This is a genomic window from Myxococcus sp. CA033 (assembly GCF_013336625.1).
Classification (GTDB): domain Bacteria; phylum Myxococcota; class Myxococcia; order Myxococcales; family Myxococcaceae; genus Myxococcus; species Myxococcus llanfairpwllgwyngyllgogerychwyrndrobwllllantysiliogogogochensis.
This window is the reverse complement of the sequence record NZ_JABUMU010000011.1, coordinates 114,753-137,740: the sequence shown is the minus strand read 5'-3', so window position 1 is coordinate 137,740 and position 22,988 is coordinate 114,753. Positions and strand designations below refer to the sequence as shown.

Annotated in this window: 18 protein-coding genes; 9 read left to right on the top strand and 9 right to left on the bottom strand. The window is 70.2% G+C overall.

The annotated features are described in order from the left end of the window. The first annotated feature begins 165 nt into the window (after positions 1 to 165). Positions 166 to 1,668: a PAS domain-containing sensor histidine kinase gene (locus HUA78_RS25060; RefSeq protein ID WP_174459753.1), complete on the top strand. Its 1,503-nt coding sequence runs from the start codon at positions 166 to 168 to the stop codon at positions 1,666 to 1,668. Between the two features lie 21 nt (positions 1,669 to 1,689). On the opposite strand, the gene HUA78_RS25055 is transcribed toward HUA78_RS25060, so the two are convergent. The 4 genes from HUA78_RS25055 to HUA78_RS25040 form a co-directional block, all read right to left on the bottom strand. Continuing rightward, positions 1,690 to 2,019, bottom strand: a complete 330-nt coding sequence (locus HUA78_RS25055; RefSeq protein ID WP_141641766.1) for a hypothetical protein — start codon at positions 2,017 to 2,019, stop codon at positions 1,690 to 1,692. Between the two features lie 66 nt (positions 2,020 to 2,085). After that, positions 2,086 to 2,409 (bottom strand): c-type cytochrome, encoded by a 324-nt coding sequence (locus tag HUA78_RS25050; RefSeq protein ID WP_174454541.1) that lies wholly within the window; start codon positions 2,407 to 2,409, stop codon positions 2,086 to 2,088. Positions 2,410 to 2,541: 132 nt separating this feature from the next. After that, positions 2,542 to 4,242, bottom strand: a complete 1,701-nt coding sequence (locus tag HUA78_RS25045; RefSeq protein WP_174459752.1) for a hypothetical protein — start codon at positions 4,240 to 4,242, stop codon at positions 2,542 to 2,544. Positions 4,243 to 4,291: 49 nt separating this feature from the next. Continuing rightward, positions 4,292 to 5,641, bottom strand: coding sequence for a bifunctional glycosyltransferase/class I SAM-dependent methyltransferase (locus HUA78_RS25040; protein WP_174454543.1), 1,350 nt, complete (start codon positions 5,639 to 5,641; stop codon positions 4,292 to 4,294). A 192-nt stretch (positions 5,642 to 5,833) separates the two neighbouring features. Here HUA78_RS25040 and HUA78_RS25035 point away from each other — a divergent pair, with 192 nt between their 5' ends. The 5 genes from HUA78_RS25035 to HUA78_RS25015 are packed head-to-tail and all read left to right on the top strand — an operon-like array spanning position 5,834 to position 12,980. Then, positions 5,834 to 8,026 (top strand): polysaccharide biosynthesis tyrosine autokinase, encoded by a 2,193-nt coding sequence (locus HUA78_RS25035; RefSeq protein WP_174454544.1) that lies wholly within the window; start codon positions 5,834 to 5,836, stop codon positions 8,024 to 8,026. After that, entirely contained in the window at positions 8,023 to 9,279 is a 1,257-nt protein-coding gene (locus HUA78_RS25030; protein WP_174454545.1) for a glycosyltransferase, read from the top strand. The genes HUA78_RS25035 and HUA78_RS25030 overlap by 4 nt, the downstream gene beginning before the upstream one ends. A gap of 8 nt (positions 9,280 to 9,287) precedes the next feature. Further along, a complete protein-coding gene (locus tag HUA78_RS25025; RefSeq protein ID WP_174454546.1) occupies positions 9,288 to 10,418 on the top strand; it encodes a glycosyltransferase in 1,131 nt (376 codons plus the stop codon). Further along, positions 10,415 to 11,869 carry a hypothetical protein gene (locus HUA78_RS25020; RefSeq protein WP_371745656.1) on the top strand — a complete coding sequence of 485 codons (1,455 nt, stop codon included), beginning with the start codon at positions 10,415 to 10,417 and terminating at the stop codon, positions 11,867 to 11,869. Before HUA78_RS25025 ends, HUA78_RS25020 begins: the two co-directional genes overlap by 4 nt. Further along, positions 11,838 to 12,980 carry a glycosyltransferase family 4 protein gene (locus HUA78_RS25015; protein ID WP_254623880.1) on the top strand — a complete coding sequence of 381 codons (1,143 nt, stop codon included), beginning with the start codon at positions 11,838 to 11,840 and terminating at the stop codon, positions 12,978 to 12,980. The genes HUA78_RS25020 and HUA78_RS25015 overlap by 32 nt, the downstream gene beginning before the upstream one ends. 6 nt (positions 12,981 to 12,986) lie before the next feature. On the opposite strand, the gene HUA78_RS25010 is transcribed toward HUA78_RS25015, so the two are convergent. After that, positions 12,987 to 14,135 carry a glycosyltransferase family 4 protein gene (locus HUA78_RS25010; RefSeq protein WP_174459750.1) on the bottom strand — a complete coding sequence of 383 codons (1,149 nt, stop codon included), beginning with the start codon at positions 14,133 to 14,135 and terminating at the stop codon, positions 12,987 to 12,989. 75 nt (positions 14,136 to 14,210) lie between these two features. Further along, positions 14,211 to 15,428, bottom strand: a complete 1,218-nt coding sequence (locus HUA78_RS25005) for a glycosyltransferase family 4 protein (protein ID WP_174459749.1) — start codon at positions 15,426 to 15,428, stop codon at positions 14,211 to 14,213. A 302-nt stretch (positions 15,429 to 15,730) separates the two neighbouring features. On the opposite strand from HUA78_RS25005, the gene HUA78_RS25000 reads away from it, so the two are divergent. After that, positions 15,731 to 17,311, top strand: coding sequence for a serine/threonine-protein kinase (locus HUA78_RS25000; RefSeq protein ID WP_217442583.1), 1,581 nt, complete (start codon positions 15,731 to 15,733; stop codon positions 17,309 to 17,311). A gap of 1 nt (position 17,312) precedes the next feature. On the opposite strand, the gene HUA78_RS24995 is transcribed toward HUA78_RS25000, so the two are convergent. The 3 genes from HUA78_RS24995 to HUA78_RS24985 are packed head-to-tail and all read right to left on the bottom strand — an operon-like array spanning position 17,313 to position 20,302. Next, positions 17,313 to 18,422, bottom strand: a complete 1,110-nt coding sequence (locus tag HUA78_RS24995) for a glycosyltransferase (protein WP_174477351.1) — start codon at positions 18,420 to 18,422, stop codon at positions 17,313 to 17,315. A gap of 32 nt (positions 18,423 to 18,454) precedes the next feature. Beyond that, positions 18,455 to 19,630 carry a glycosyltransferase gene (locus tag HUA78_RS24990; protein ID WP_174477311.1) on the bottom strand — a complete coding sequence of 392 codons (1,176 nt, stop codon included), beginning with the start codon at positions 19,628 to 19,630 and terminating at the stop codon, positions 18,455 to 18,457. Positions 19,631 to 19,633: 3 nt separating this feature from the next. After that, entirely contained in the window at positions 19,634 to 20,302 is a 669-nt protein-coding gene (locus tag HUA78_RS24985) for a bifunctional 2-polyprenyl-6-hydroxyphenol methylase/3-demethylubiquinol 3-O-methyltransferase UbiG (RefSeq protein ID WP_174454551.1), read from the bottom strand. A gap of 198 nt (positions 20,303 to 20,500) precedes the next feature. Here HUA78_RS24985 and HUA78_RS24980 point away from each other — a divergent pair, with 198 nt between their 5' ends. Together HUA78_RS24980 and HUA78_RS24975 are read left to right on the top strand one after the other, a co-directional pair. After that, entirely contained in the window at positions 20,501 to 22,018 is a 1,518-nt protein-coding gene (locus HUA78_RS24980; protein WP_174459746.1) for an oligosaccharide flippase family protein, read from the top strand. A 19-nt stretch (positions 22,019 to 22,037) separates the two neighbouring features. Then, positions 22,038 to 22,988: a glycosyltransferase family 2 protein gene (locus HUA78_RS24975; RefSeq protein WP_174454552.1), complete on the top strand. Its 951-nt coding sequence runs from the start codon at positions 22,038 to 22,040 to the stop codon at positions 22,986 to 22,988.

The window sequence follows — 22,988 nt, the reverse complement described above, 5'->3', positions numbered from 1 at the left end:
TGACAGGTCAACGACAGAGCGCATTGCGTGTCGTGTGTCGGAGCCGACGCGGCCACGAATGCTGTGTCCGCCACGAATCAGCCGTACCTGGGGTGGGTTGGCCGCATGCCCGGGGCAGGAACTACTCTCCTGCAAGGCATCGCTGGGGGGTGCCACACGCCAGCCATGCAATCCGGCCGTTGGAGCAACAGGTTGATGAGCGGGGCGGGCGCACCCCCCTCCGAAGCAGTGATGGTGCTGCGCAGCGTCCGCTCCGCTGGGCACGGCATCCTGGACTTCGAGTGCGTCTCCGCGAATGTCCACGCGGAGCGCTGGCTGGGGCGCGATGAGCGTCCGCTCGTGCGCCAGCGCCTCCTCGAGGAAGCGCCGTGGGTGGGCGAATGTGGCCTGTTCGCCGCGTGTGTCCGAGTGGCGGTGCGCCGCGAGCCGGAGGTGGTGCGTGTCTCCCGCCAGTCCTCCGTGGGGCTCGTCTGGCTGCTGGCGCGGGTGTCGCCCTGGGAGGACGGCGTTGTCGTCTTCCTGGAGGACCTGACGGAGCGGATGGCCGCCGAGGAGACGCTGCGCAGGGACCATGACCTGCTGCACGCCGTCATCGAGAGCGCCACCGACGCCATCTACGTGAAGGACGTGGATGCGCGCTACGTGCTCATCAATCCCGCCACCGCGCGGGCGTTCAATCGGGCGCCGCAGGACATCCTCGGGCGCACGGACCTGGAGTTGCTGGGCGAGGACGTCGCCGGGCCCACGCTGGCGCATGACCGCGCGGTGATGGAGTCCGGCGTCACCGCCACCTACGAGGACTCAGAGGGCGGGCCGGGAAGCGACCGCATCTGGCAGACGACCAAGGGCGTGCTCCGTCGGGGCGACAGCACCGTCTACGGCCTGTTCGGCATCAGCCGGGATGTCACCGCGCGCCGCCGCCAGGAGCTGGAGCGGGACGAGGAGGCGCGCTTCCAGGAGCGCTTCATCGGCGTGCTGGGGCACGATTTGGGCAACCCGCTGGCGGCGGTGCGGCTGTCCGCAGCGGCCCTGCTGGCCCAGGCCACGCTGACGCCGGAGGCGCGGCGCGTGGCGCAGCGCATCGACGGGAGCGCCGAGCGTATGGCGCGGCTGGTGAAACAGTTGCTCGACTTCACCCGCGCGCGCATGGCGGGAGGCATTCCCCTGCGTCCGCGCGAGGTGTGCATGGAGTCGGTGTGCCGTCGCATCATCTCCGAGCTGGAGCCGGCCCATCCCCAGCATCAGGTGGACCTGGAGGTGGACGGCGAGTCGCGCGGCATCTGGGACGAGGAGCGGCTGGGACAGGTGCTCTCCAACCTGGTCGGCAACGCGCTGCAACACAGCCCCAGTGGCACGTCGGTGCGCGTGCGGCTGGCGGCGAGTGACCCGCTCTTCCAGCGCGTGGAGGTCCACAACCTCGGGCCGCCCATTCCGGACTCGCTGCGCCCGCGCCTGTTCGCGCCCTTCCACCGCGCCACGCCCGAGCCGGGCATGCCCCGGCCCCACCGTCACGGGCTGGGCCTGGGGCTCTACATCGTCTCGCAAATCGTCACGGCCCACGGCGGGTGGGTGGATGTCGCGTCCTCACTGGAGGCCGGGACGTGTTTCTCGGTGACGCTGCCCCGCGTGGTCCAGGCCCAGGACGAGACCCAGACGCGCTGGGCCTGAGCCGAGGGCACGCCTGCCTGCTCAGTAGCGGCCGTACCGGGCCGCGGCGCGCAGGCGCATCAAGTCGTTGAGGACACCGGGGTCCACCAGCTCCAGCGCCGCGGCTCCGGAGACACCGGCGTAGCGGGAGCGGTAGTCCTCCTCGTCCTCCTCGTCGTCGCCACCCTTGTCGTCGCCGCCCTTGTCATCCCCGTCCCCACCTCCCTTGCCGTCGCCAGGACGCAGCGAGAGGGGCTCGGGCCGGGACACTCCCGGCTCGATTCGCGGGGAGGTCAGGGCATCGGCGCGAACTGAGGCGAACAGACCGGCCATGGACAGGCAGAACACGAGGGCGGTGGAGAGGGTCTTCATGGTCGGCTCCGTTTCTCTGTCCGGCTGACGCGCACCCCGGAGGGATATTCAGCGAGCCGCGGGGCCCTACTTCGCCTTCATGGTGCGGATGTATCCCACCAGCGCGTCAATCTGCGCGGCGGTGAGCTTGTCCTTGAAGGCTTTCATCTTCGTGTTGCGAGGGGAGCCGTCGGCAATCGCCTGACGGATGTCCGCGTCCGACTCGGCCGCCTGCCAGGCAGCCTGGCTCATGTCGACGATGGACTCCTTCTTGCCCATCTTGGTCTGCGCCTTGCCGTCGTCGCCGTGACACGACTTGCACTTGGCCTTCCACACGTCCGCGACTTCATCCTCCGCGTAGACGCTTGGGGCCAGACAGAGGCTCATCACCAGGGCAACCCGCTTCATCATCGTCACTGCCTCCTTGGGAGGAGACAACTGTGGCACGGAACGTCGTGCCCGGGGAGTGCCGCTGGCGGCGAGGAGGTCGTCGCCATGGAGCCCGCCCAGGGAGTTGGACGCGCCTCCGGTTACTCAGGCGTCTCAGTGAGGCTGACGGGGCCAGAACGACACGTGGCCCTGGGGAGGCGCGAGCCACACGGACTCCAGGAACCGCACGGCATTGCGGTCCGCGTCGTCATGTTCGGTGGTCTGGTAATGCAGGGTGGTCACCAGCAGCAGCGTCGCGAGACCGGCGGCCACGGAGGGCAGGGCGGGCCAGCGCCGCCCGGGGGGCGTGGAGAGAGTGGCGAGGACCCAACCCGTCACGGCCACCAGGAGGACGAGCAGCAGCACGCCCGCGATGGATTGGGGCACACCGAGGAAGGACAGCACGGAGGGAGGGAAGAAGCCGGCGTGCAGCAGCGGCAACGTCAGACCTCCCAGGGCGTTGGAGACGTCGTCTGGGATGTAATTGACGAAGGTGGCCAGCCCCGTGGTGAGGATGGCGGCTCCGCACAGCATGGCGCCCGCGCCCAGGGCGGTGAGGCTTTGACGCTCGCGCAGGCGCTCCAGCCACAGGCCCGCGGGCAGCAGGAGGAAGGGCACCAGGCCGGTGAGGTGGCGCGGCCCCGTCGTCCAGCCCCAGGAGTCATAGGAGAAGGAGGACGTGAAGTAGAGGTAGCCCGCGAGGAGCGCCGCCGTCATCCACGCCAGGGCGCGCTGCTCGGCGGAGACGTCGGCGCCGCGCCGGAAACGCAGCCGCGAAAGGCCGGGCACGGCCAGCAGCAGGAAGGGGGCGAGCGTGAACAGCCCCCGCAGCGGAGAGACGAGCGACAGGGTGAAGGCGCGCGGGTCCGGCGTGCGGATGCCCAGGAATCCGCCCAGGTGCCACGGCTGGTAGCCGGAGTCGTTGAGGTACTTGTACCCGCTCGTCAGCGGATGTCCGAAGGTGGCCTGGTGGTACGCCATCAGCGCGAGCACGAAGGGCAGCGCGCCCAGCGTGGCGAGCCCGGCGGCGCGGCCCAGGCCCCGCAAGCGCTCGCGGGCCGGGACGTCGCGGAAGAGGAAGGTGAGCGCGGCGTACAGCACCAGCCCGAGCACCCCCAGGGCGCCGGTGTACTCGGCCGCCACGGTGGCTCCCGCGCACGCCCCCGCGAGGACATAGCCCCGCTCGCGCCACTCCCCGCGCGCGCAGCGCCACAGCGCATAGAAGCCGGCGAAGAGCAGCACCGCCGTCGTCTGGTGGCTCATGAACAACAGGGAGTAGCTGAACGCCAGCGAGCCCAGTCCGTACGTCACGGTGAGGGCGTCGGCGACGGGCGCAGTGAGGGTGGCACGCAGGTAGCGCCGCACCAGCCACAGCAGGCCCAGCGTGGGCAGCACGGTGAGCCACAGGCGCGAGAAGAAGACGAGGGGGACCTCGGGCACCGGCTCCGGACCCGAGGCGGCGCGCAGCGCGGCGTACACCGGCGCGGCGGCGAACGAGAGCAGCGGCGCCTTGCTGGGGTAGTACTTCCCATCCTTCACGGACAGGTCGCCCACGTAGCCCCGGTCGCGCAGCACCTGGTTGATGTCGAGCGTGCCGTGCTCCACCAGCGCGATGCTCTGCCAGAGCCGACACAGCTCATTGGGTGAGCGCAGCTTCGGGTGGTACGGAAACAACAACACATACAGCGCCGCCAGGGCGGCCCAGACCGCGCGAGGCGCGCCCCGGGAGGCCATGACGGGCTTCCCGGTGGGGCCGGGCGCCGAGGACTCCGAAGGGGTCTGCGAGTCGGTGGCCGGCCCTGGCGCCAGACTCACGGCGTGGTGCTCCCCGCGGTGTGGTGCGTCGTCGCCGGGAGGCGCATCCTCAAGCGTCGCCTCCGGTGACGCGGGCCACGGCGAAGAGGCTCATGCCCACCGGCAGCTTCACGTTCGCCTCGGCGCGGGCGAACAGCGGGGCCAGCGTGTCGTACAGCTTGAGCTGGAGCTTGGGCACGGAGCGGCGGCGCAACAGCCGGCTGTTGACGAACCAGCCGGGCATGCCCACCAGGTTCATCCACTCCAGCTTCTCCACCTCGAAGCCATTCTCCTCCAGCACGGCGCGCAGGCTGGCGGGGGTGTAGCGGCGGTAGTGGCCCACGGCCTCGTCGATGCTGCCGAACAGCTGCTCCAGCGCGGGGACGAGGATGAGCACCCGTCCGCCGGGCGCCAGAATCTGACGGAAGCGGCGCACCGCGGACCCGTCGTCGGGGATGTGCTCCAGCACGTTGGAGAGGACAATGGTGTCCAGGCGCTCCTGCTTGAGCGACTCCCAGTCCGCCAGGGCCACGTCGGACAGGTACGGGCGGACGTGGGGCCGGCCGCGGAAGAGGTTCTTCAGGCGGTCGACGTAGAAGCGGTCGACCTCCAGCGCGATGAGCAGCTCCGCGCCGGACTCCAGCTCGCGGGTAATCGTGCCGATGCCGGCGCCAATCTCCAGCACGCGGCGGCCCAGGTGCGCGCGGAAGCGGCGGCCCAGCCACTGGTTGTAGTGGGTGGCGCCGTCCATGCGCTCCAGCGTGGTGTAGCCCTCGTGCTGGTTGTCTGCGTCGTCGCGCACGGTGGCGTAGCGCATCAGCGTGCGCAGCTGCGACAGGCGCGCGGCGCGCGGGCGGCGGGGCACGGCCTGCATGGGCGGCAGCGACACTTCCGTGAGGCGGTAGAGTTGCGCGGCCAGCTTCACGACGAGCTCGGCGTCCACCGCGTCGTCATCGCTGGTGAGGGTGACGGAGCGCAGGGCTTCCGTGCGAAACGCGCGCACGCCGCTGAGCGGGTCCTTCACCGGCACGTCCGTGACGAAGCGGGCAACATGGCCCATCGCGCGCTCGGCCCACAGCTCCGGCGTCAGGCCGGGGGTGCCACGGCGGCCGAAGACGGCGTCCGCGGTGTCCGCCTGGAGCGGGCCCATGAGGGCCTCATAGGCGTCCGGTGCATAGGCCGCATCCGGGTCCTGGAGCACCGTCACGGCGCTCGTCACGTGGGACAGCGCCGCGCGGATGGACGCGCCCTTGCCTCCCTGGACGCTGAGCACATGGAGGCCGGGTCTTGATGCCACATCAGGCTGGCCGTCTCCGGCGAGCACCACTTCCGCGCGGCCCGCCAGGGCGCGGGCGAAATGGGCGGCGGCATCTACAGTGGACGAGTCGAAAGGGATGATGACGGAGTGCGGAAAGCTCACGTCGCGCTCCCTAGCACAGGCGGCCCGAATGCGCGCGTTCCTCCCTCGAAGAAGGGTGGAAGGGGGGCGTCCAGGCGACGGCGGAACGATGGACAACCCGGGGCGGACACGGCACGCTCGACGACGGTGTCCATGGGTGTGGGTGAAGGTCGGCCCCGGCCCAGGCGCTCCAGGCTCCAGGAGAGACAAGACGTGGAAGGAACCGTGTTCGACCCGGCCGGTGGCAACAACGGCCCGACGCCCGCGGGATTGATGCTCCGCGCGCGGGCGCTCTGGCGACGCAAGTGGGTCGTGCTCGGCGTGGCGGTGGTGGTGGCGGCGCTCGCGGCCGTCTACACGCTGCGCCAGCCCAAGGTCTTCTCCGCCAGCACCTCGCTCATCATCGACGTGATGGCGCCTCGCTTCCTGGACGGCGAGGTGAAGGAGGTCATGGGCGAGGAGCGCAGCAACTACTGGTTCAACAAGGAGTACTACGCCACGCAGAGCGAAATCATCACCTCGCGCGCGGTGGCCAGCCGGGTGGTGGACAAGCTCGGGCTGTCGACGGACCCAGGCTTCCTGGGGCTCGCGGGCCTGCAGGACGAGAAGGCCCGCGTCCAGGCCATGCAGGGCTCGGACGCGGTGGGGCTGCTCCAGTCGCGCATCCGCGTGCTGCCCGCGAAGGACTCGCGGGTGATGAACATCGCGGTGGATGACCTGGATGCCCAGCGCGCCGCGCTGCTCGCCAACGAAGTGGCGGGCGCGTACATGGCGGAGAACCTGGCGCTCAAGCTGCGCATGACGGAGGACGCGCAAAGCTGGCTGGAGGGGCGGCTGGAGGACCTGGAGAACCAGTCCAAGGCGAGCGAGATGGCCGTCTACGATTTCAAGAAGGACGCGGACATGTTGTCCACGTCGCTGGAGTCGCGGATGAGCATCGTCAGCGACCGCATCAACAGCTACAACCTGAACCTCACCGAGGTGAGCACCCGCATCGCCGCGCTGCAGGCGCGCGTGGAGGCCATCCAGAAGCTGCGCAAGGCCTCGCCCGACGACGAGCTGTGGGCGGAGGCGCTGCCGGGGGCCAAGGATGGCTCCATCCAGGACCTCAAGAAGGCCTACACGGACGTGCGCGTGGCGTGCGCGGAGTTGACCGAGCGCTACCTGCCCGAGCACCCGAAGCTCCTGGAGTGCCAGGGCAAGCTGGCGGTGATTCAGGCCGACTTCCTCAAGAGCCTGCGCAACCTGGTTCGCTCGGCGGAGACGGAGCTGTCCGAGGCGGAGGCGCAGCGCAAGAACCTGGTGCGGCTGCTGGACGACGCCAAGGCCGAGGCGTTCCAGGTGAACAAGAAGTCCATCGAGTACGACCGGCTCAAGCGCGAGTCGGACAACAACCAGCGGCTCTACGAACTGGTGCTCAAGCGGCTCAAGGACATCGAGCTGTCGGGCCTCTTGCGCACCAGCAACGTGCGCGTGTTGGACTCGGCCCGGCCGCAGTACATCCCGGTGAAGCCGAACGTGAATCGCAACCTGCTGGTGGGGTTGGTGATGGGGGTGCTCGCGGGGCTGGGCGTGGCGCTGCTCCTGGACCTGCTGGAGAACAGCGTGGCCACGCAGGCGGACGTGGAGGAGCGGCTGGGGCTGGCGTTCCTGGGCGTGATGCCGCGCATCGAGGGGCACCACCCGCCGAAGGACCGGGACCTCTACGTGCACCGCGAGCCGAAGTCGTCGGTGGCGGAGTGCTGCCGGGCCATCCGGACCAACCTCCTGTTCATGTCTCCGGACACACCCTTCAAGACGCTGGTGGTGACGTCCAGTGGTCCTCAGGAAGGCAAGTCCACCACCAGCATCAACCTGGGCGTGGCCATGGCCCAGAGCGGCAACCGGGTGTTGCTGCTGGACACGGACATGCGCAGGCCCCGGCTGCACCGGGCCTTCGGCGTGCCGAACGAACTGGGCATCTCCTCGTTGGTGGTGGGCGAGGGCACGCTGGACGCGGCGGTGAAGAGCACGGAAGTGCCCGGCCTGTTCGTGTTGCCGTGCGGCCCCATCCCACCCAACCCGGCGGAGCTGTTGCACACGCGGGCCTTCACGGAGCTGTTGAAGGCGGCGGCGGGGAAGTTCGACCGCGTCATCCTGGACAGCCCGCCCCTCAACGCGGTGGCGGACGCGGCGGTGCTGGCGACGCAGTGTGACGGCGTGGTGCTGGTGCTCAAGGCGGGCAAGACGAACCGCGAGTCGGCCCGGCGCGCGCTGCGCTCGCTGGCGGACGTGCAGGCGCGCATGTACGGCGCCATCCTCAACGACGTGGACTTGAAGGCGCCGCGCTACGGGGACTCGTACCTGGCCTACCAGGGTTATGGGCAGTACGCGGAGGAGTCCAAGGACGGGGTGACGCAGTCGTGAGCACGCCCCCGGCGGGAGCGGGTCTGCGGGTGTTGCACCTGGGCAAGTTCTATCCGCCCGCGTCGGGTGGAATGGAAGCACATGTCCGGACGCTGGCGCTCGAGCAGGCCGCGCTGGGCGCGCGGGTGGAGGTGATTTGCGCCAACCACTCAGCGGATGGGACAGGGACGAGCCACGAGTTCCTGGGGCGAAGTCCCACGCGCGAGGACTGGGACGGTCCGGTGCGCGTGGTGAGGCTGGGCCGTCGCGCCTCCGTGGCGCGGATGGACCTGCTGACGGACCTGCCCGGGGCGCTGTGGCGCGCGCTCGGACGGGGCGTGGACGTGGTGCACGTTCACACGCCCAACCCCACCATGGTGTTGGCGCTGGACGCCGTGCCCCGACTGCCGCCCGTCTTCATCACCCACCACAGTGACGTCATCCGTCAGAGGGTGGCGGGTGCGCTCTTTCGTCCCTTCGAGGCGCTCCTGTATGCGCGGGCGTGCCGGGTGCTGGCCACCAGCGACGCCTATGTCCCCGGCTCCGCGCTGCTGCGCGCGTTCCGCTCCAAGGTGCGGGCGCTGCCCCTGGGCATCGACGTGTCGCCCTTCCTCCATCCGTCCGCCTCCGCTCGGACGGAAGAGGCCCGGTGGCGTGAGGTGGCCGCGGGCGAGCCGCTGTGGCTGATGGTGGGGCGGCTCGTCTACTACAAGGGATTGTTCACCGCGCTGGAGGCCCTGACGCGGGTGCCGGGGCGACTGGTGGTGGTGGGCGAGGGGCCGGTGGAGGCGGAGGCGCGGCGCCAGGCGAAGGCGCTGGGCGTGGAGGCGCGCGTGATATGGGCGGGCTACCTGTCGCCCGACGCGCTCGCTGGAGCCTATCGCGCGGCGACGGCGCTGTGGTTTCCCAGCAACGCCCGGAGCGAGGCGTATGGCTTGTCTCAAGTCGAGGCCATGGCCAGCGGGCTGCCCGTGTTGAACACGGCGATTCCTCACTCGGGCGTACCCTGGGTGAGCCGCCACGAGGAGACGGGGCTGACGGTGCCGGTGGGTGACGCGGTGGCGCTGGCACGCGCGGCGCGCAGGCTGCTGGACGAGCCGGAGTTGGTGCGGCAGCTGGGACGTGGAGGGCGTGAACGCGCGATGGGGGCGCTGCGGCACGACGTCATGGCGGCCCGCAGTCTGGGGCTGTACGCCGAGGCGCTGGGGCGCCCCATGTCGGTGGCGGAGGCTCCGTCCGAAGTGCCAGCTCGCGCCGCGTCGGGGAGGTCTTGAGGCCCACCATGCGCGCGCTGCACGTCTACAGTGGCAATCTCTACGGCGGCATCGAATCCCTCCTCGTCTCGCTGGCGCGCGTGGCGGCGCGCCACCCGGAGGGCACCGTGCACGAGTATGCGCTGTGCTTCGAGGGACGCCTGGCCGACGAGCTGCGCGCCGCGGGCGCGACGGTGCATCTGTTGGGGCCAGCGAAGGTGAGCCATCCCTGGACGGTGTGGCGCGCGCGGCGGGCCCTGGGCGCGGTGTTGAAGCAGGGCGCGTACTCGGCGGCGGTGTGTCACTCGGTCTGGCCCCAGGCGCTGTTCGGTCCGGTGGTGCGCGCGGCCGGCGTCCCGCTGGTGTTCTTCCAGCACGAACCGTTGGCCGGCGCGCATTGGCTGGAGCGCTGGGCGAGCGTCACCCCCCCGGACCTGGTGCTGTCCAACAGCGCCTTCGCGGCGCGCTCGCTGGGGTCCGTCTATCCCCGGGCGGCCTATCGGGTGCGGCACCCGCTGGTCGCCGAGGCAGCGCGTGAGCTGGAGGCGGCGGAGCGGGCCTTGCTGCGTGCCGACCTGGGCGCGAGCGAGGACGACGTGGTCATCATCCATGTCAGTCGCATGCAGGCATTGAAGGGGCATCGGCTGCTGCTCGAGGCCCTGGGCCGCATGCGCGAGGCGCGAGGGTGGCGACTGTGGGTGGTGGGGGGCGCTCAACGCGAGGAGGAGACGCGCTACGTGGACGGGCTGCTCGCGCAGTCGAAGGCGCTCGGGCTGCAGGGGCGGGTGCGGTTCCTCGGGCAACGCTCGGATGTGCCCCGGTTGCTGCGCGCGGCGGACCTGCACTGTCAGCCCAACACGTCGCCGGACTCTTTCGGGCTGGCCTTCGTCGAGGCGCTCCAGGCAGGACTTCCCGTGGTGACGACCGCGTTGGGTGGCCCCCTGGAAATCGTGGACGAGACGTGTGGCAGGCTCGTCGCGCCCGAGGCCGGCGCGCTGGCCTCGGCGCTCCTCCGCCTGGTGGTCGACGCGGAGGCCCGGCGCAGGCTGGGGGAGGGCGGGCCCGCTCGCGCGGCGAGGCTCTGCGCGCCCGAGGTCTTCCTCGCGAGCCTGGACGAGGACCTGCGCTCCGTCAGGTCCGTTTCCCGAGTGGCCGCGTGAGTGCTCCGCGCCCACCGCTCGGGGTGAGACCGGGGCTGCAGGGGCCGGGCGTGCTCGGGCGCAAGTTCGTGCGCCGCGCTCCGGATGTGCCGCTGGAGGTGGTGACGCGGAGGGCCGAGCCCAGGAGGGGCCTGCTGTCGTCGGGCAAGCTGGTGCCGCTGTTCATCGGCCTGCTCATCTTCTGTCAGCTCGCCTTGCTGGTGGACGCCATCGGTCCGCTGCGCCTGGTGGTGCGCATCCTGGCCTTCGGCATGAGCCTGGCGTTGCTGGTGTGCGTGCCAGGACGGGGCCTGAGGCATCCGGCCCTGCCCTTCGTGCTGGGCTCACTGGGCATCACCGCGCTCAACTTCTTCAACCCGGGCACCGTCAGTCCACTGGGCGCGGCGGCGCAGCTCGGCATCCAGCTCTCCATCATCGCTCCGCTGCTCTGGGTGACGCGGCTGTCCATCGACCCGAAGGTGTTCCGCCTCACGCTCGCGCTGCTGTTCTTCTTCAACGTGGCGAGCGCGGCGGTGGGTGTGCTCCAGGTCTACTTCCCGGGCCGCTTCCAGCCCGCCGTCTCCTCCGCCGTGCAGTCGCAGGGTGACTCCTACCTGCGCAGCCTGGAGTTCGAGACGGCGAGCGGCGAGCGCGTCTACCGTCCCATGGGGCTGACGGACATGCCGGGTGGCGCGGCGACGGGCGCGTTCTACGCGGTGTTGCTCGGCAGCGGTTTCCTGCTGTCGTCGCGTCGCGGGCTGACGCGCGGGCTGAGCGGCGGTGGCATCCTGATAGGGCTGCTCAGCCTCTACCTGTGCCAGGTTCGCGCGATTGCGCTGATGCTCGTCGTGTGTCTAGCGGCCATGGCCTTCGTGCTCACGCTCACGGGCCGGGTGGGGCGGCTGGCGAAGCTGTTCGCCGTGGTGGGCGGGGCGGCTGTGTTCGCCTTCGGCTGGGCCGTCGCGGTCGGGGGCGACGCGGTGCAGTCGCGCTGGGACTCCTTGTTCGAGGCGAAGCCCGAGGAGGTCTACCGCAGCAACCGGGGGCGCTTCCTGGAGGGGACCTTCGAGCACCTGCTGCCGGAGTATCCGCTGGGCGCGGGCCTGGGACGCTACGGAATGCCCAACGCGTACTTCGGGGACAACTCCGACCCGGCCTACCCGGGCCTGTGGGCGGAAATCCAGTGGACGGCGTGGGTCTACGACGGTGGGGCCCTGGTGATGGTGCTCTATCCGCTGGGCCTGCTTGCAACGATGGCCTGGGTGCTGCGCATCGCGCGGCGGCGCGAGGACCTGGGTGAGGAGTTCTGGCTGTGGGGGAGCGTCATCTTCGCGTACAACCTGGGCGCGCTGGCGCTGACCTTCAGCTATCCGTTCTTCATGAGCCAGGTGGGCATGGAGTTCTGGTTGCTCAACGCGGCGCTCCTGGGCGCCTGGACTCATGCGAAGACCCTACACGCTCATCGCCGGTGACTTCGTGGCCACCGGTGGGATGGACCGGGCGAACCTCGCGCTGGCGCTCTGGCTGGCGAAGCAAGGCGGCCCCGTGCGGCTGGTGGCGCACCGCGTGGCGGACGAACTGCTCGGCTTCCCCAACGTGCGCTTCGTGCACGTGCCCAAGCCCGCGAACTCCTATCTGCTGGGCGAGCCGTTGCTGGATGCCATGGGACGCGCCTGGGCCCTGCGCACGCGCGCCGAGGGTGGCCGCGTCCTGGCCAATGGTGGCAACTGCGTCGTCCCGGGCGCCAACTGGGTGCACTACGTCCACGGCGCCTACGTCTCGGAGCCGGTGGGCGGTGCGCTTCGCCGGCTCAAGGGGCGGGTGAGTCACCAGCGCTACAAGAACGATGAGCGCAAGGCGCTGTGGCGCTCGAACGTCATCATCGCCAACTCCGAGCGGACTCGAGCCGACCTGGTGGCGGCGACGGGCGTCCCCGAGGCGCGGGTGCACGTCGTCTACTACGGCAGCGAGCCGGAGCGCTTCCACCCTGTCTCGCTGGAGACGAGGAGTGCGACGCGCGCGGCGCTGGGCTGGCCGACGGACCGGCGGGTGGCGCTCTTCATCGGAGCGCTGGGCGACAGGCGCAAGGGCTTCGACACGCTCTTCGAGGCGTGGTCCCGACTTCATGCCCGAGGCGATTGGGACACGGACCTCAAGGTGGTGGGCGCGGGCGCGCAGCGCGAGGCCTGGGAGCATGAAGCGCGGGTGCGTGGCCTGTCGGAGCGCATCCAGTTCCTCGGGTTCCGAAGTGATGTGCCGGTGCTGCTGTCCGCCGCGGACCTGCTCGTGGCGCCGACGCGCTACGAGGCCTATGGGCTGGGGGTTCAGGAGGCCCTGTGCGCGGGGCTGCCCGCGCTGGTGAGTCGCGCCGCGGGCGTAGCGGAGCGCTATCCCGCCGCGCTGCGGGACTTGTTGCTGGACGACCCGGACGACGTGGCGGGGCTCGTGGGCGCGCTGGAGTCCTGGCGGATGAATGCGAGCGCCTGGGCCGCGCCGCTGGCCTCGCTGTCGGAGTCGCTGCGCTCCAGGACGTGGGACGACATGGCGTCCACGCTCGTCGAGGTGATGGAGCGCGAGGGCTGAACGCGGTCAGCGGCTCGCCAGGACTTCTTCAAAGAAGTCCAGGTGGGCCCGTGCCACGACAGGCCATGCGAAGCGAGTGACGGCGCGCTCCCGTCCGCGCGCGGCGAGCTCCCGGCGTTGCTCGGGGCTCTCCAGGAGTCGGGCCAGCGCGGCGGTCCACGCTGGGACATCCGCTTCGGGGAGCACGAGGCCGGCGTCGCCCACGGTGCGAGGTACCTCGCCCGAGTCACTGCCCAGCACGGGCACCCCGCAGGCGAAGCCCTCCGCGAGCATGCGCCCGAACTGCTCCTTCCACCGAGGCGTCGTCTGGCTGGGCGCGCACAGCAGGTCCATGGCGTTGAGCGCGCGTGGCACGTCGCCGTGGGGAACGCCGGTGACGATGCGCACGCGGCCCTCATGGTGTGAGGCCCATGCTCGCAGGGCGCCGTCCAGGGGGCCTCCTCCCACGAACAGGGCGCGCCACGGCGTCTGGAGTCGGTCCAGGGCCGCCATCAGCAGGGGGACCCCCTTCTCTTGAACGAAGCGTCCCAGGTAGCCGACCACGGGAGGGCCCGGCGCATCCCAGCCTTGCTCGCGCAGGAAGGCCTCGCCCGCGGCGCGGTGTGGACGGAACAGCTCCACGTCCACGCCCATGGGGATGGCGCGCGCGGGCCTCGCGGCATAGCCGGGACGGGTGGTGAGGAGCTCCTTCACCGTCTCGCCCCAGGCCACCCAGCCCGAGGCGCGCTGGATGACGAAACGCTCGGCCTGCGCGAAGGGCGGCGGGTAGCGCTTGAAGAGGTTCTGCGCCGAGCAGAAGACGAGGGGCGTGCGGCGAGGAGTGAGCAGGGCCACCTCCAATCCGGCGAGCACGTAGGGCTCCTCCCAGGAATGGACGAGGTCCACGTCGCCCGCGAGACAGCCGCGCAGCTCCGGCCCGTACACGAAGGCATGCAGGGAGCGACTGAAGAAGGCCCGCACGGCTTCCAGCGTCGCGGCCTCACCGTCGTCGCGCTTCAAGAGGAGAGGGCTCAGGTCTCCCTGGAAGGAGCGGGGCGCCACGGCCTTCACCTCCCACGTCCCCGCTCCCACGCGCGCCAGCTCGTTGGCGAGGCGCCGGTTCAGGGAGACGACATAGGAGTGCGAGACGGTGACGAGTCTGCGAGGCCGCTTCACGGAGGCTCCCGGTCCACCGAGGACCGAACCAGACCCGCTCCACCGGGTCAAGGCACCAGAATGGACGGCGGCCCGTCAGGTGGACAGCAGCGCCTGGTACACGGCGAGCACCTCACGCGCGTAACGCTCGCGAGAGAAGCACGCCACCGCGCTCTTCCGGCCCGCCTCGCCCAGTCGCGCGCGCTCTCTCGCCTCCGACAGCAGGGGGCGAAGTGCCGTGGCGAGGAGGCGGGCATCACCCGGCTCGATGAGCCGGGCATCCACTCCGTCCGTGAGCGCCTCCGCCGCGCCGCTCGCGCGCGAGACGACGGCGGGCGTCCCGCAGGCCAGGGCCTCCGCGATGGTGAGACCAAAGGGCTCGCGGCGTATGCTGGCGTGCACGAAGACATCCAGGGCGCGGTAGACGGCGGCCGGGTTGGCCTGGAAGGGCACCAGCCCGACCCGGCCGGTGAGCTGGTGGTGGTCGATGTACCGCCGCAGCTCATCCTCGGTGAACTGGGAGCCCGGGGTCCGGTACAGCGGCGCGCCCACCAGGTAGAAGCGCACCGCGAGCGTCGGCGCCTGACGCGACAGCAACGCGGCGGCTTCCAGGAAGACGTCATGACCCTTCCAGCGCGCGTAGGTGGCCACCAGCCCCACGCGCAGCGTGCCCTCCGGAGCAGGGGGCAATCCCGCGAGCGCGTCCAGGTCCGCCGGGGCGCCCGGTGCGAAGCGCTCCGTGTCCACGCCGTTGTAGACGACGTGGACGGGGACTCGGCCAAGCACCGAGCGCGTGTCCTCGCCCACTGCGCGGGAGTTGGCGATGGCCGCCGAGGCCAGCGGCGCCAGCGTGCCCAGCGCGCGTCGCACCAGGGGGCGCTCGCTCAAGAAGTCGTGGATGTGCCAGACGCGCTTGAGCGGCAGGCCCGCCGTGACGGGGCTCAGCAGGTGGGTCTTGATTCCATTGGAGTGCAGCAGGTCCGGCCGCAGCCTCGCGACTTCGTGACGCAGCGCACGGCCGTAACCGGCGAGGAGCGCGGGCGCGGGCAGCAGGCTTCGCGCGAAGCGCCACGCCTCCCCAGGCCCCTGCCCACGCAGTGCGCTGTCGCCCAGGCCGGACAGCCCCGCTGGAAGCGGAAGGAGGCGGGTGTCGACGCCCACGGCCCTGGCCGCGTCCAGCAACGGGCCCTCGGAGCCCGCGAGCAGGTGCAGGGACAGCCCCGCGTCCAACTGGCGCAGGCAGGCCATCAGGTCCAGCAGCGCGCGCTCGGCGCCACCCAGGATGCCCACGGGATTGAGGAAGAGGACGCGCACGCGCCTGGGACCGAAGCAGACCCCTCCGAACCCGTCAATCGCGCCCGTGCGTCGTTTCCGACCGCGTTCTGCTTGGGCGCGGGGGGGCTGAGATGGGTTTGGATGAAGTCAAGCCAGGCAAGTGAATCCAGGAAAGCCGCGTGTTACGGCGTTGCGATTGCCCTCGGTGAGATGGATTCCACCCAGTGGGCCGAGCGATAGTCCGAGAGACGATGAGCCCCTCTCGAAAATGCCCGCGCTGCGGAGCGGACCATCGACCGGGTGTCACGGTGTGCCCGCAGGAGGTGTTTCGCGTCGGAGTCGTGGCGCCGGCCGGTGCGTATCGCCCGGACGCGGAAGAGGACACGGACGAGGCCACGTTCAAGCGCGAGCGGAACATGTTGCCGGAGCCCGTGCGTCCCCTGGTGTCGGGGGTTCCCCCGGCGTACTCGGCGCGGGCGATGAAGTGGGAGGAGTCCGTCACCCGCGACGCGCTGGTGGGCACGAAGGTGGGCGACTACCTCATCAAGCGCCGCATCGGCCGCGGTGGCATGGGCATCGTCTACGAGGGAGAGCACTCGGTCATCGGGCGCAGGGTGGCCGTGAAGGTCATCCGCCCGGACTTCGTCGAAGGTGGCCGCGCGAGAGACCTGGCCACGGAGGCGCGTTCGGCGGCGGCCATCCGTCATCGCGGCATCATCGACATCTTCGGCTTCGGAACCATCCCCGACGTGGGGCAGTACCTGGTGATGGAGTACCTGGAGGGCGCACCGCTGGACGAGGTCATCCACCAGCGCGCCCCCATGTTGGAAGTGGAGGTCATCAGAATCCTCGATGCGCTCTTGAGCGCGCTGGCCGCGGCGCATGGGGTGGGCGTCATCCACCGCGACCTCAAGCCGGGCAACGTCTTCATGGTGCGCGAGGGTGATGGCAGCGAGTCCGTCAAGGTGCTCGACTTCGGCATCGCCAAGCGCAGCGAGGCGCCTTACGGCAGCACGCCCCAGACACACGCCAACGCCCTGGTGGGCACTCCCGAATACATCGCTCCGGAGCAGGCGTGTGGTCATCAAGTCAGCCCGCAGACGGACCTGTATGCCGTGGGGGTCATCGCCTACGAACTCCTGACGCGGCGACTGCCCTTCGAGGGTGAGTCGGCCATGGCCATCATCGTCCACCACGTCCGCACGCCACCTCCGCCGCTCTCCAAGTACCGGGAGGTGAACTCCGCGCTGGAGGCGCTGGTGATGCGGCTGCTGGCGAAGGAACCCACCGAGCGCCCCGCCTCCGCGGAGTCCGTGCGTCGCGAGCTGAAGCACGTCCTCGCGGGGTTCTCCGAGGGCGCCACCCGGCTCTCCGCACCGCCCCCGGAGACGCGCGCGACGGAGTTGCTCCAGGCGATTCCCCAGGTGAAGGGGAAGAAGGGTGGACGGCGAGAGCCTCGCCGCCGGGGGCCCATCTCCGACTCCGAGCGTCCGACGAGCATCATGGTGACGCCCACCATGCTGCTGGAGGCGACGTCGCTGGACCACAAGCCGCTGCGCCCGCTGCGTTCGCGCAAGCTGCTGGTGGGCGGCGCGCTGGCCCTGGTGGTCGTGGTGGGCGGCTGGGCGTTCCTGGCGCAAGCCCGGACGCGCTCACCCCGTCGCGACACGACGCGTGCGCGAGTCCAGAAGACCGCGCCTCGAGGAATGGGCACGGTGGTGCTCAAGGTGAACGGGCCTCCGCTCCAGGACGTGCTCGTGGATGGGAAGAGCCACGGCGAGAAGTACGTGCTGGAGCTGCCCGAGGGCATTCACCAACTGGAGGTGCGGGGCCGCGACCTGGGAAGGCCGCACAGCAGCTCTGTCGACATCCGGGCGGGTGCGTTCATCGAGCACCACGTGACGTTGCCCTCCCTCTTGTGATTCAGCGCGCGAGTCGCTGATACGCATCCAGGATGGCGCGCGTGTGCGCGGTCCAGGTGAAACACGCCGCGCGGGCGAGGCGACGGGTGAGCGGCGGCGGTGACACGCGTCCGGTGAGGAGGGCGTCGACGGTCTCCGTCCACGCGGAGAGGTCTCCGACGGGGCAGTAGAGACAGGTGGATTCGCCCACTTCACGCAGCACGGGCAGGTCGCTGGCCACCACGGGGACGCCGCAGGCCAGGGCTTCGATGAGCGGGAGCCCGAAGCCCTCCGCCTCGCTGGTGATGAGCACGGCCTTCGCGTTGCGGTACAGGCCCGCGAGCGTGGACCGCTGCTGAAAGGGGGGTTGGAACAGGGCGTCGCCGATGCCAAGTCGAGCGACGTGCTCCCGCTGCGCCGAGTTCAACGCGCCCCCCTGCTGGACGAGGCGCAGGTCCGGGTGGCGGGCGCGCAGCGCGGCGAACACGTCGAAGAGCACGTCCAGACGCTTGCGCGGAATCGCGCTGCCGACATGCAGGAGGTAGGGCCGGCCCTCGAGGGGCGCGAGCACTTGCTGGCTCTGGTCTCCCGGGACGGCTTCGACGCGGTACTCGGGAGAGGTGCCCAGCGGGGCCCAGACGAGACGGGCGGGGTCGACCACGCCATGCGTGAGCAACTCGTCCCGGATTGTCTGGGTGTTGTGGAAGACGATGGCGGCGCGCTCGAGCCCTCGAAGCTGGGTCCTGGCCATGAGTCGGAACCACGCGGGCCGGGCTTCGCGGTGAGGTTCCACGACGGAGCGGAACGCATCGAGGTCGTAACAGAAGACGCCGGTGCGCGAGGCCGGGAGCGCGTGGACGAGCTGCGCGTAGCTGTGGTCGACGATGTGGAAGGCGTCGAACCGGGAGCGCGCGAGCAGCGCACGCGCCGGGTAGAGGCCGAAGCGGGTGAGGATGCGGTCGACGTTGAACGCCGCGCGCCGCGAGCCCAGGCGTGGCAGCCGACGGGCCACGGCCGGCAGGGGTGGCCGCAGGCCTTGGGCGGAGACTTCGCCAGGGAAGGCCTCCAGTCCATCGACGAGTGCCTCGCCCACGAGGTCCATGCTGGGCCAGCCCTCTTCGAGAGGGTCCATCAACACCGCGAGTCGGAGGGGCGTCGAGGACGTCACCGAGTGCTCCCTGGCGGGTGCAGGAGTGCTTCCACCGTGCGTTCCAGGGTGAATCGCTCTCGATACAGCCGGGCCGCGCGCGCACCCATTGCGGCGCGTTCCTCCGCGTGGGCCAGGAAGTATTCGGCGCACTCGAGCAGCGCCCCGGCAGTGGTGTCCTCCGCGAGGGCGACGGCCCGCGACTCGCGCCAGAAGGGTTCCGTGAGATGCCCGGTCTGGGTCACCAGGGGACATCCCAGTGCCAGCCCGGCCATGGAGGTCGTCCGGCGCGTGCTCACGCCATCCAGATAGGGCTGTATCAACAGGTCCACGGCCGACAGGTGTGCCGACAGTTCGGCGGGCGCCAGGTCATCCCGCGAGGTGATTCGTGGGGCGAGCTCTGGATGTCGCAGGCCCAGTTCCTGGACGAAGCGTCGGCTGCCCCGTCCCAGCAGCAGGCCCTTGCGGTGTTCGTCCGCGCGCAGCAGTGGGACGAGGACCGTCGACAGGAGCTCGCTGATGGCGGGGTCGTACGTGCCGAAGTGGCCCAGCCAGGGCCCCGTCCCCAGTGACAGCCGTACTGCTTCACGCGTCTGTTCCGGAACTTCTGTTGGAAGCGTGCTGGGAATGGGGCGCCATTCCGCGCGATGTCGGACTCTCGCGGGCAGGTGCTCCGCCCATGACGGGATGGACACGAAGAGTCGCTCCGCCGCGCCGCCCACCATCCCTGCCATCACCCGTGTGACTCCCGCGAGCACTTGATGGCGCAGCGGAGACGTTGGCTTCCACGGGTAGACGATTTCGTGGAAGAAGACCCAGCGCTCGTCCTGGCGACGCGCGGCGAACCAGGCGCAGAACGGAACGTTCATCGCTTTCATGCCCAGGGCGTGCGGGACGTACTGGAGCAGCAGCCGCCTGGGCGTGGGACAGTGATTCAGCTCGCGCGTCAGGTGGCGCAGCCCCATCGGCGTGAAGAGTCCGGGAACGCGGTGCACCGTGACGCCGAGCTCCTCGCGTGCGCCTGACTCTCCCGGTGCCCAGACATGCACCTGCTGCCCTGCGTGGACGAGCGCCTGAGCCACCAGCCGGGTGTAGTCACTGACGCCGCCAGGCTGCGGTGGATACTCCCCGGTGAGCAGGTGCCACGAGACGGGCCTGTCACCGTCCCGTGGTTCGCCGGAGGAGGAGGTCACGGCTCAGGAGGCTTCCAGGTCGCGGACGGCGAGGAGTTGGAAGGCGTGTTGGGGAAAGCGCGTGGCGAAGGGCTCGGTGAGGATGGACAGCCGGCTGCCCAGTCGTGCGGGGCGGAGGCGGGGCAGCGCGAAGTCACCTCGCAGCGGCTTCCAGCCGCTCATGCCGGTGACGCGATAACCCCGCAGCTCGAAGTCATAGACCTCCCAGCCCGAGCGGTGGACCTGATGGACGTTGTTGTCCCATTCATCCTGGGGAAGAAACCCGTTGGGCGTGAAGATGACGACGCGCTTGCGCGCGAGTGACTCCATCATCTCCAGCAGTCGATATCCCTCGGGCTTCTCGAAGTGCTCGATGACGTCCAGCGCGATGACCGCGTCGAAGCTCTTGGGCGCGAAGTGCTTGCCGACCTCGAGCAGGTCCATGCAGTGGTACTCCTGATGGATGTCCGCGGCGCGACTGCGCTCGATGCTCGCCGGGTAGCCATCCACGCCCACGGTGCGCGAGAACAGGTGCGAGATTTTCTTCAGGGGTGAGCCCGAGCCGCAGCCGATATCGAGCACGCTGTCGCACGAGCCCACCAGCGTGTCCCGCAGCGTACGGTGGAAGACCTCGTGCTCGCTGACGAGCACCTCGCGCTTGAGGAACTGGAAGAGGGAGTGGCTCGGTGACATGCCCGGCGGACCGTAGCCCCGGGGCTTCCTGGGTGGCAACCACGCGTCGGGCACCCAAGCAGTCAAGCCGCTGACCCACTGTCCCGACGCCCTCGCATTGCTTGTGAGGGTGGGACGGCCCCGGTAGCATCGAGTGGGCGCCGTCCACCTGGGGCGGCCCTCGTCTTTGCTGCCCGGGAGCGGGCTGTCCCCCTTGCGATGACCGCGACCGCCGCACCCGACGTGGACACTGGCGACGTCAAGGCCCGTGCCCTGAAGGGCATGGTCGTGCTGATAGCGCGGACCGTGGCCTCGCAAGGCTTGCGAGTGGTGAGCGCCCTGGTGCTCTCCCGGCTGCTGTTCCCCGCTGACTACGGTCTGTTTGGCATCGTCGCCTATGCGGCCTCCCTGGGGGTGTTCCTGGGGGACCTGGGGTTGAGCGCGGCGCTGGTGCGTCAGCCCCATGAGCCCACGCGGGATGAGACCTTCACCATCTTCTGGTGCCACCAGGCGCTCACCGCCGTCATCGTCGCCGTCGTCTGCGCGTTGGCCCCCCAGCTCGCGGAGGGCTATGCCCTGGGCGAAGGGGCGGTGCCCATGGTGTGGGTCATGGCCCTGGGGCTGTTCTTGTCCTCGCTGCGCGTGATTCCGCTGATGGCGCTGGAGCGGCGGCTGGCCTTTCCGGCCATCGCGCGGGCGGAGCTGGCGGAGAACATCGCCCAGGTGGCCAGTACGTTGGCCCTGGCGGCGGCGGGCCTGGGGGCGTGGGCGCTGGCGCTAGGGTCCCTGGTTCGCGGCGTGGTGGGGTTGGTGTGCATCGGCTGGGCTTCGCCGTGGCGCCCGCGCGGGACGTTCCGGGTGGACGTGCTGCGGCGGCTCCTGGGCTTCGGACTGGCCTTCCAACTCCCCCCGCTCGTGGCGGCCGTGGTTGCGGGCTGGGTGCCGCTGGTGGTGGGGAGGGTGCTCGGCAAGGATGCCGTGGGGCTGGTGAACTGGGCCGTGGCGCTGGCCTCCACTCCGATGATGCTCAGTGTCGTCCTCAACCGCGTGGCCTTCCCGGCCTATTGCCGGATGCAGGATGACCCGGAGGGCTTCGCGGAGTACCTGCGCACCTCGCTGCGGCGGCTGGCCGTGGTGCTGTTGCTGACGCTCCCCGTGGCGGTGCTCGGGATGCCCGTGCTGGTGCCGCTGTTCTTCGGGCAGCGGTGGGTCGCCGCGGTGCCGTTGGTGCAGTGGTTCAGCCTGGAGTGTCTGCTCATCGTGTTGACGGGCCTGCTCGCCACCGCGCAGAACGCGGGAGGCCGCCCCTGGGAGCGGCTGGCCGTCGTCGTGGGCGTGGGCGTGGTGAAGTGGAGTGTCGGTACGTGGGCCATCCACCGCTTCGGCCTGGCGAGCGTGGGGCCCATCGGGCTGGCGGTGTCGCTGGGGGAGGTCTGGGTGACGGCGTGGCGGGTGTCGCGGCTCAACCCGGCGCTGCGCGGGCTGGTGCTCCAGGTGGTGGAGCCGCTGGTGACCGTGGGGATGGTCGTGGCCGCGGCCTTCCTGGTGGTGCGCCTGTGGATTCGAGACGGTGGCTTGTCGGGCTGGGCGGTGGGGACGGTGGTGTTCGCGCTGCTCATCCTCGTGCGCGAGCGCCTGCCGGGGACGCTCTCGCTCCTGGGCGAGGTGCGGGACATCCTCGCGTTCATCCGGGCGCGGCGGGCCGCTCGGACTGTCCCGGTGAGCCCGGTGTCATGAGAGGGACGTGAGGCATCCGATGACGAAGCCGGACCTGGTCATCTCCATCGTCAACCACAGCAACCCGGAGCTGCTGCACGACTGTCTGCGGACGCTGTACGCGACGACGCGGGAGTGCACCTTCGAGGTGTGGGTGGTGGACAACGCCACGGATGGGCGAGGCGTGGAGGCCATGCGGCGCGACTTCCCCCAGGTGCGCTGGCTCTTCAACTCCGCTCGAAAGGGCTTCTCCGCCAATCACAACCAGGTGTTGCGACAGGCGCGCGGGCGCCACTTCTGCATCTTCAATGACGACACCATCGTCCACGAGGATGCGTTCGATTCGCTCGTCCGTTTCATGGATGAAAATCCGCGAGTGGGCATGGCGGGTGCACGGCTGTTGAACGCGGATGGCACCATCCAGAACTGCACCTTCCGGCCCATGTCGCTGTCCGGGCAATTGTTCGACCTGCTCTTCCTTCCGAGCCCGCTGCACTTCCTGAAGCGCAAGGACATCGACCCCGCGCAGTACGGACACGAGGATGCCCGGGTGAGCTGGGTGCTGGGGGCCTGCATCGTCGTGCGGGAGGAGACGCTGGCGGAGGTGGGGTTGCTCGACGAGGAGCTGTCGCCCCTGGGCAACACGGAGGACACGGACTGGTGTGTCCGGGCGTGGAAGGCGGGCTGGGAGGTGGCGTTCTGTCCGGAGGCGGTGATTACGCACCTGACGAGCCGCTCATTCCGTCCCTCCGCCACGGGGCCTGACAAGGTGCGCATCGAGCTGTGGCGCACACGGGTGGCCTACTTCCGAAAGCACCACGGCCGGCTGCGGGAGTGGATGCTGCGCGCCATCCTGGTGGGGACGCTTCCGTACAACTCGCTGGTGTTGACGCAGACGCTGCTGCGCGGACGCATGGCGCTTCCGGAGTACCGGCGGCAGCTCGCCACCTTCCTGCGCATCTCCGAGATGGGGCTGCGGACGCGACTCTGA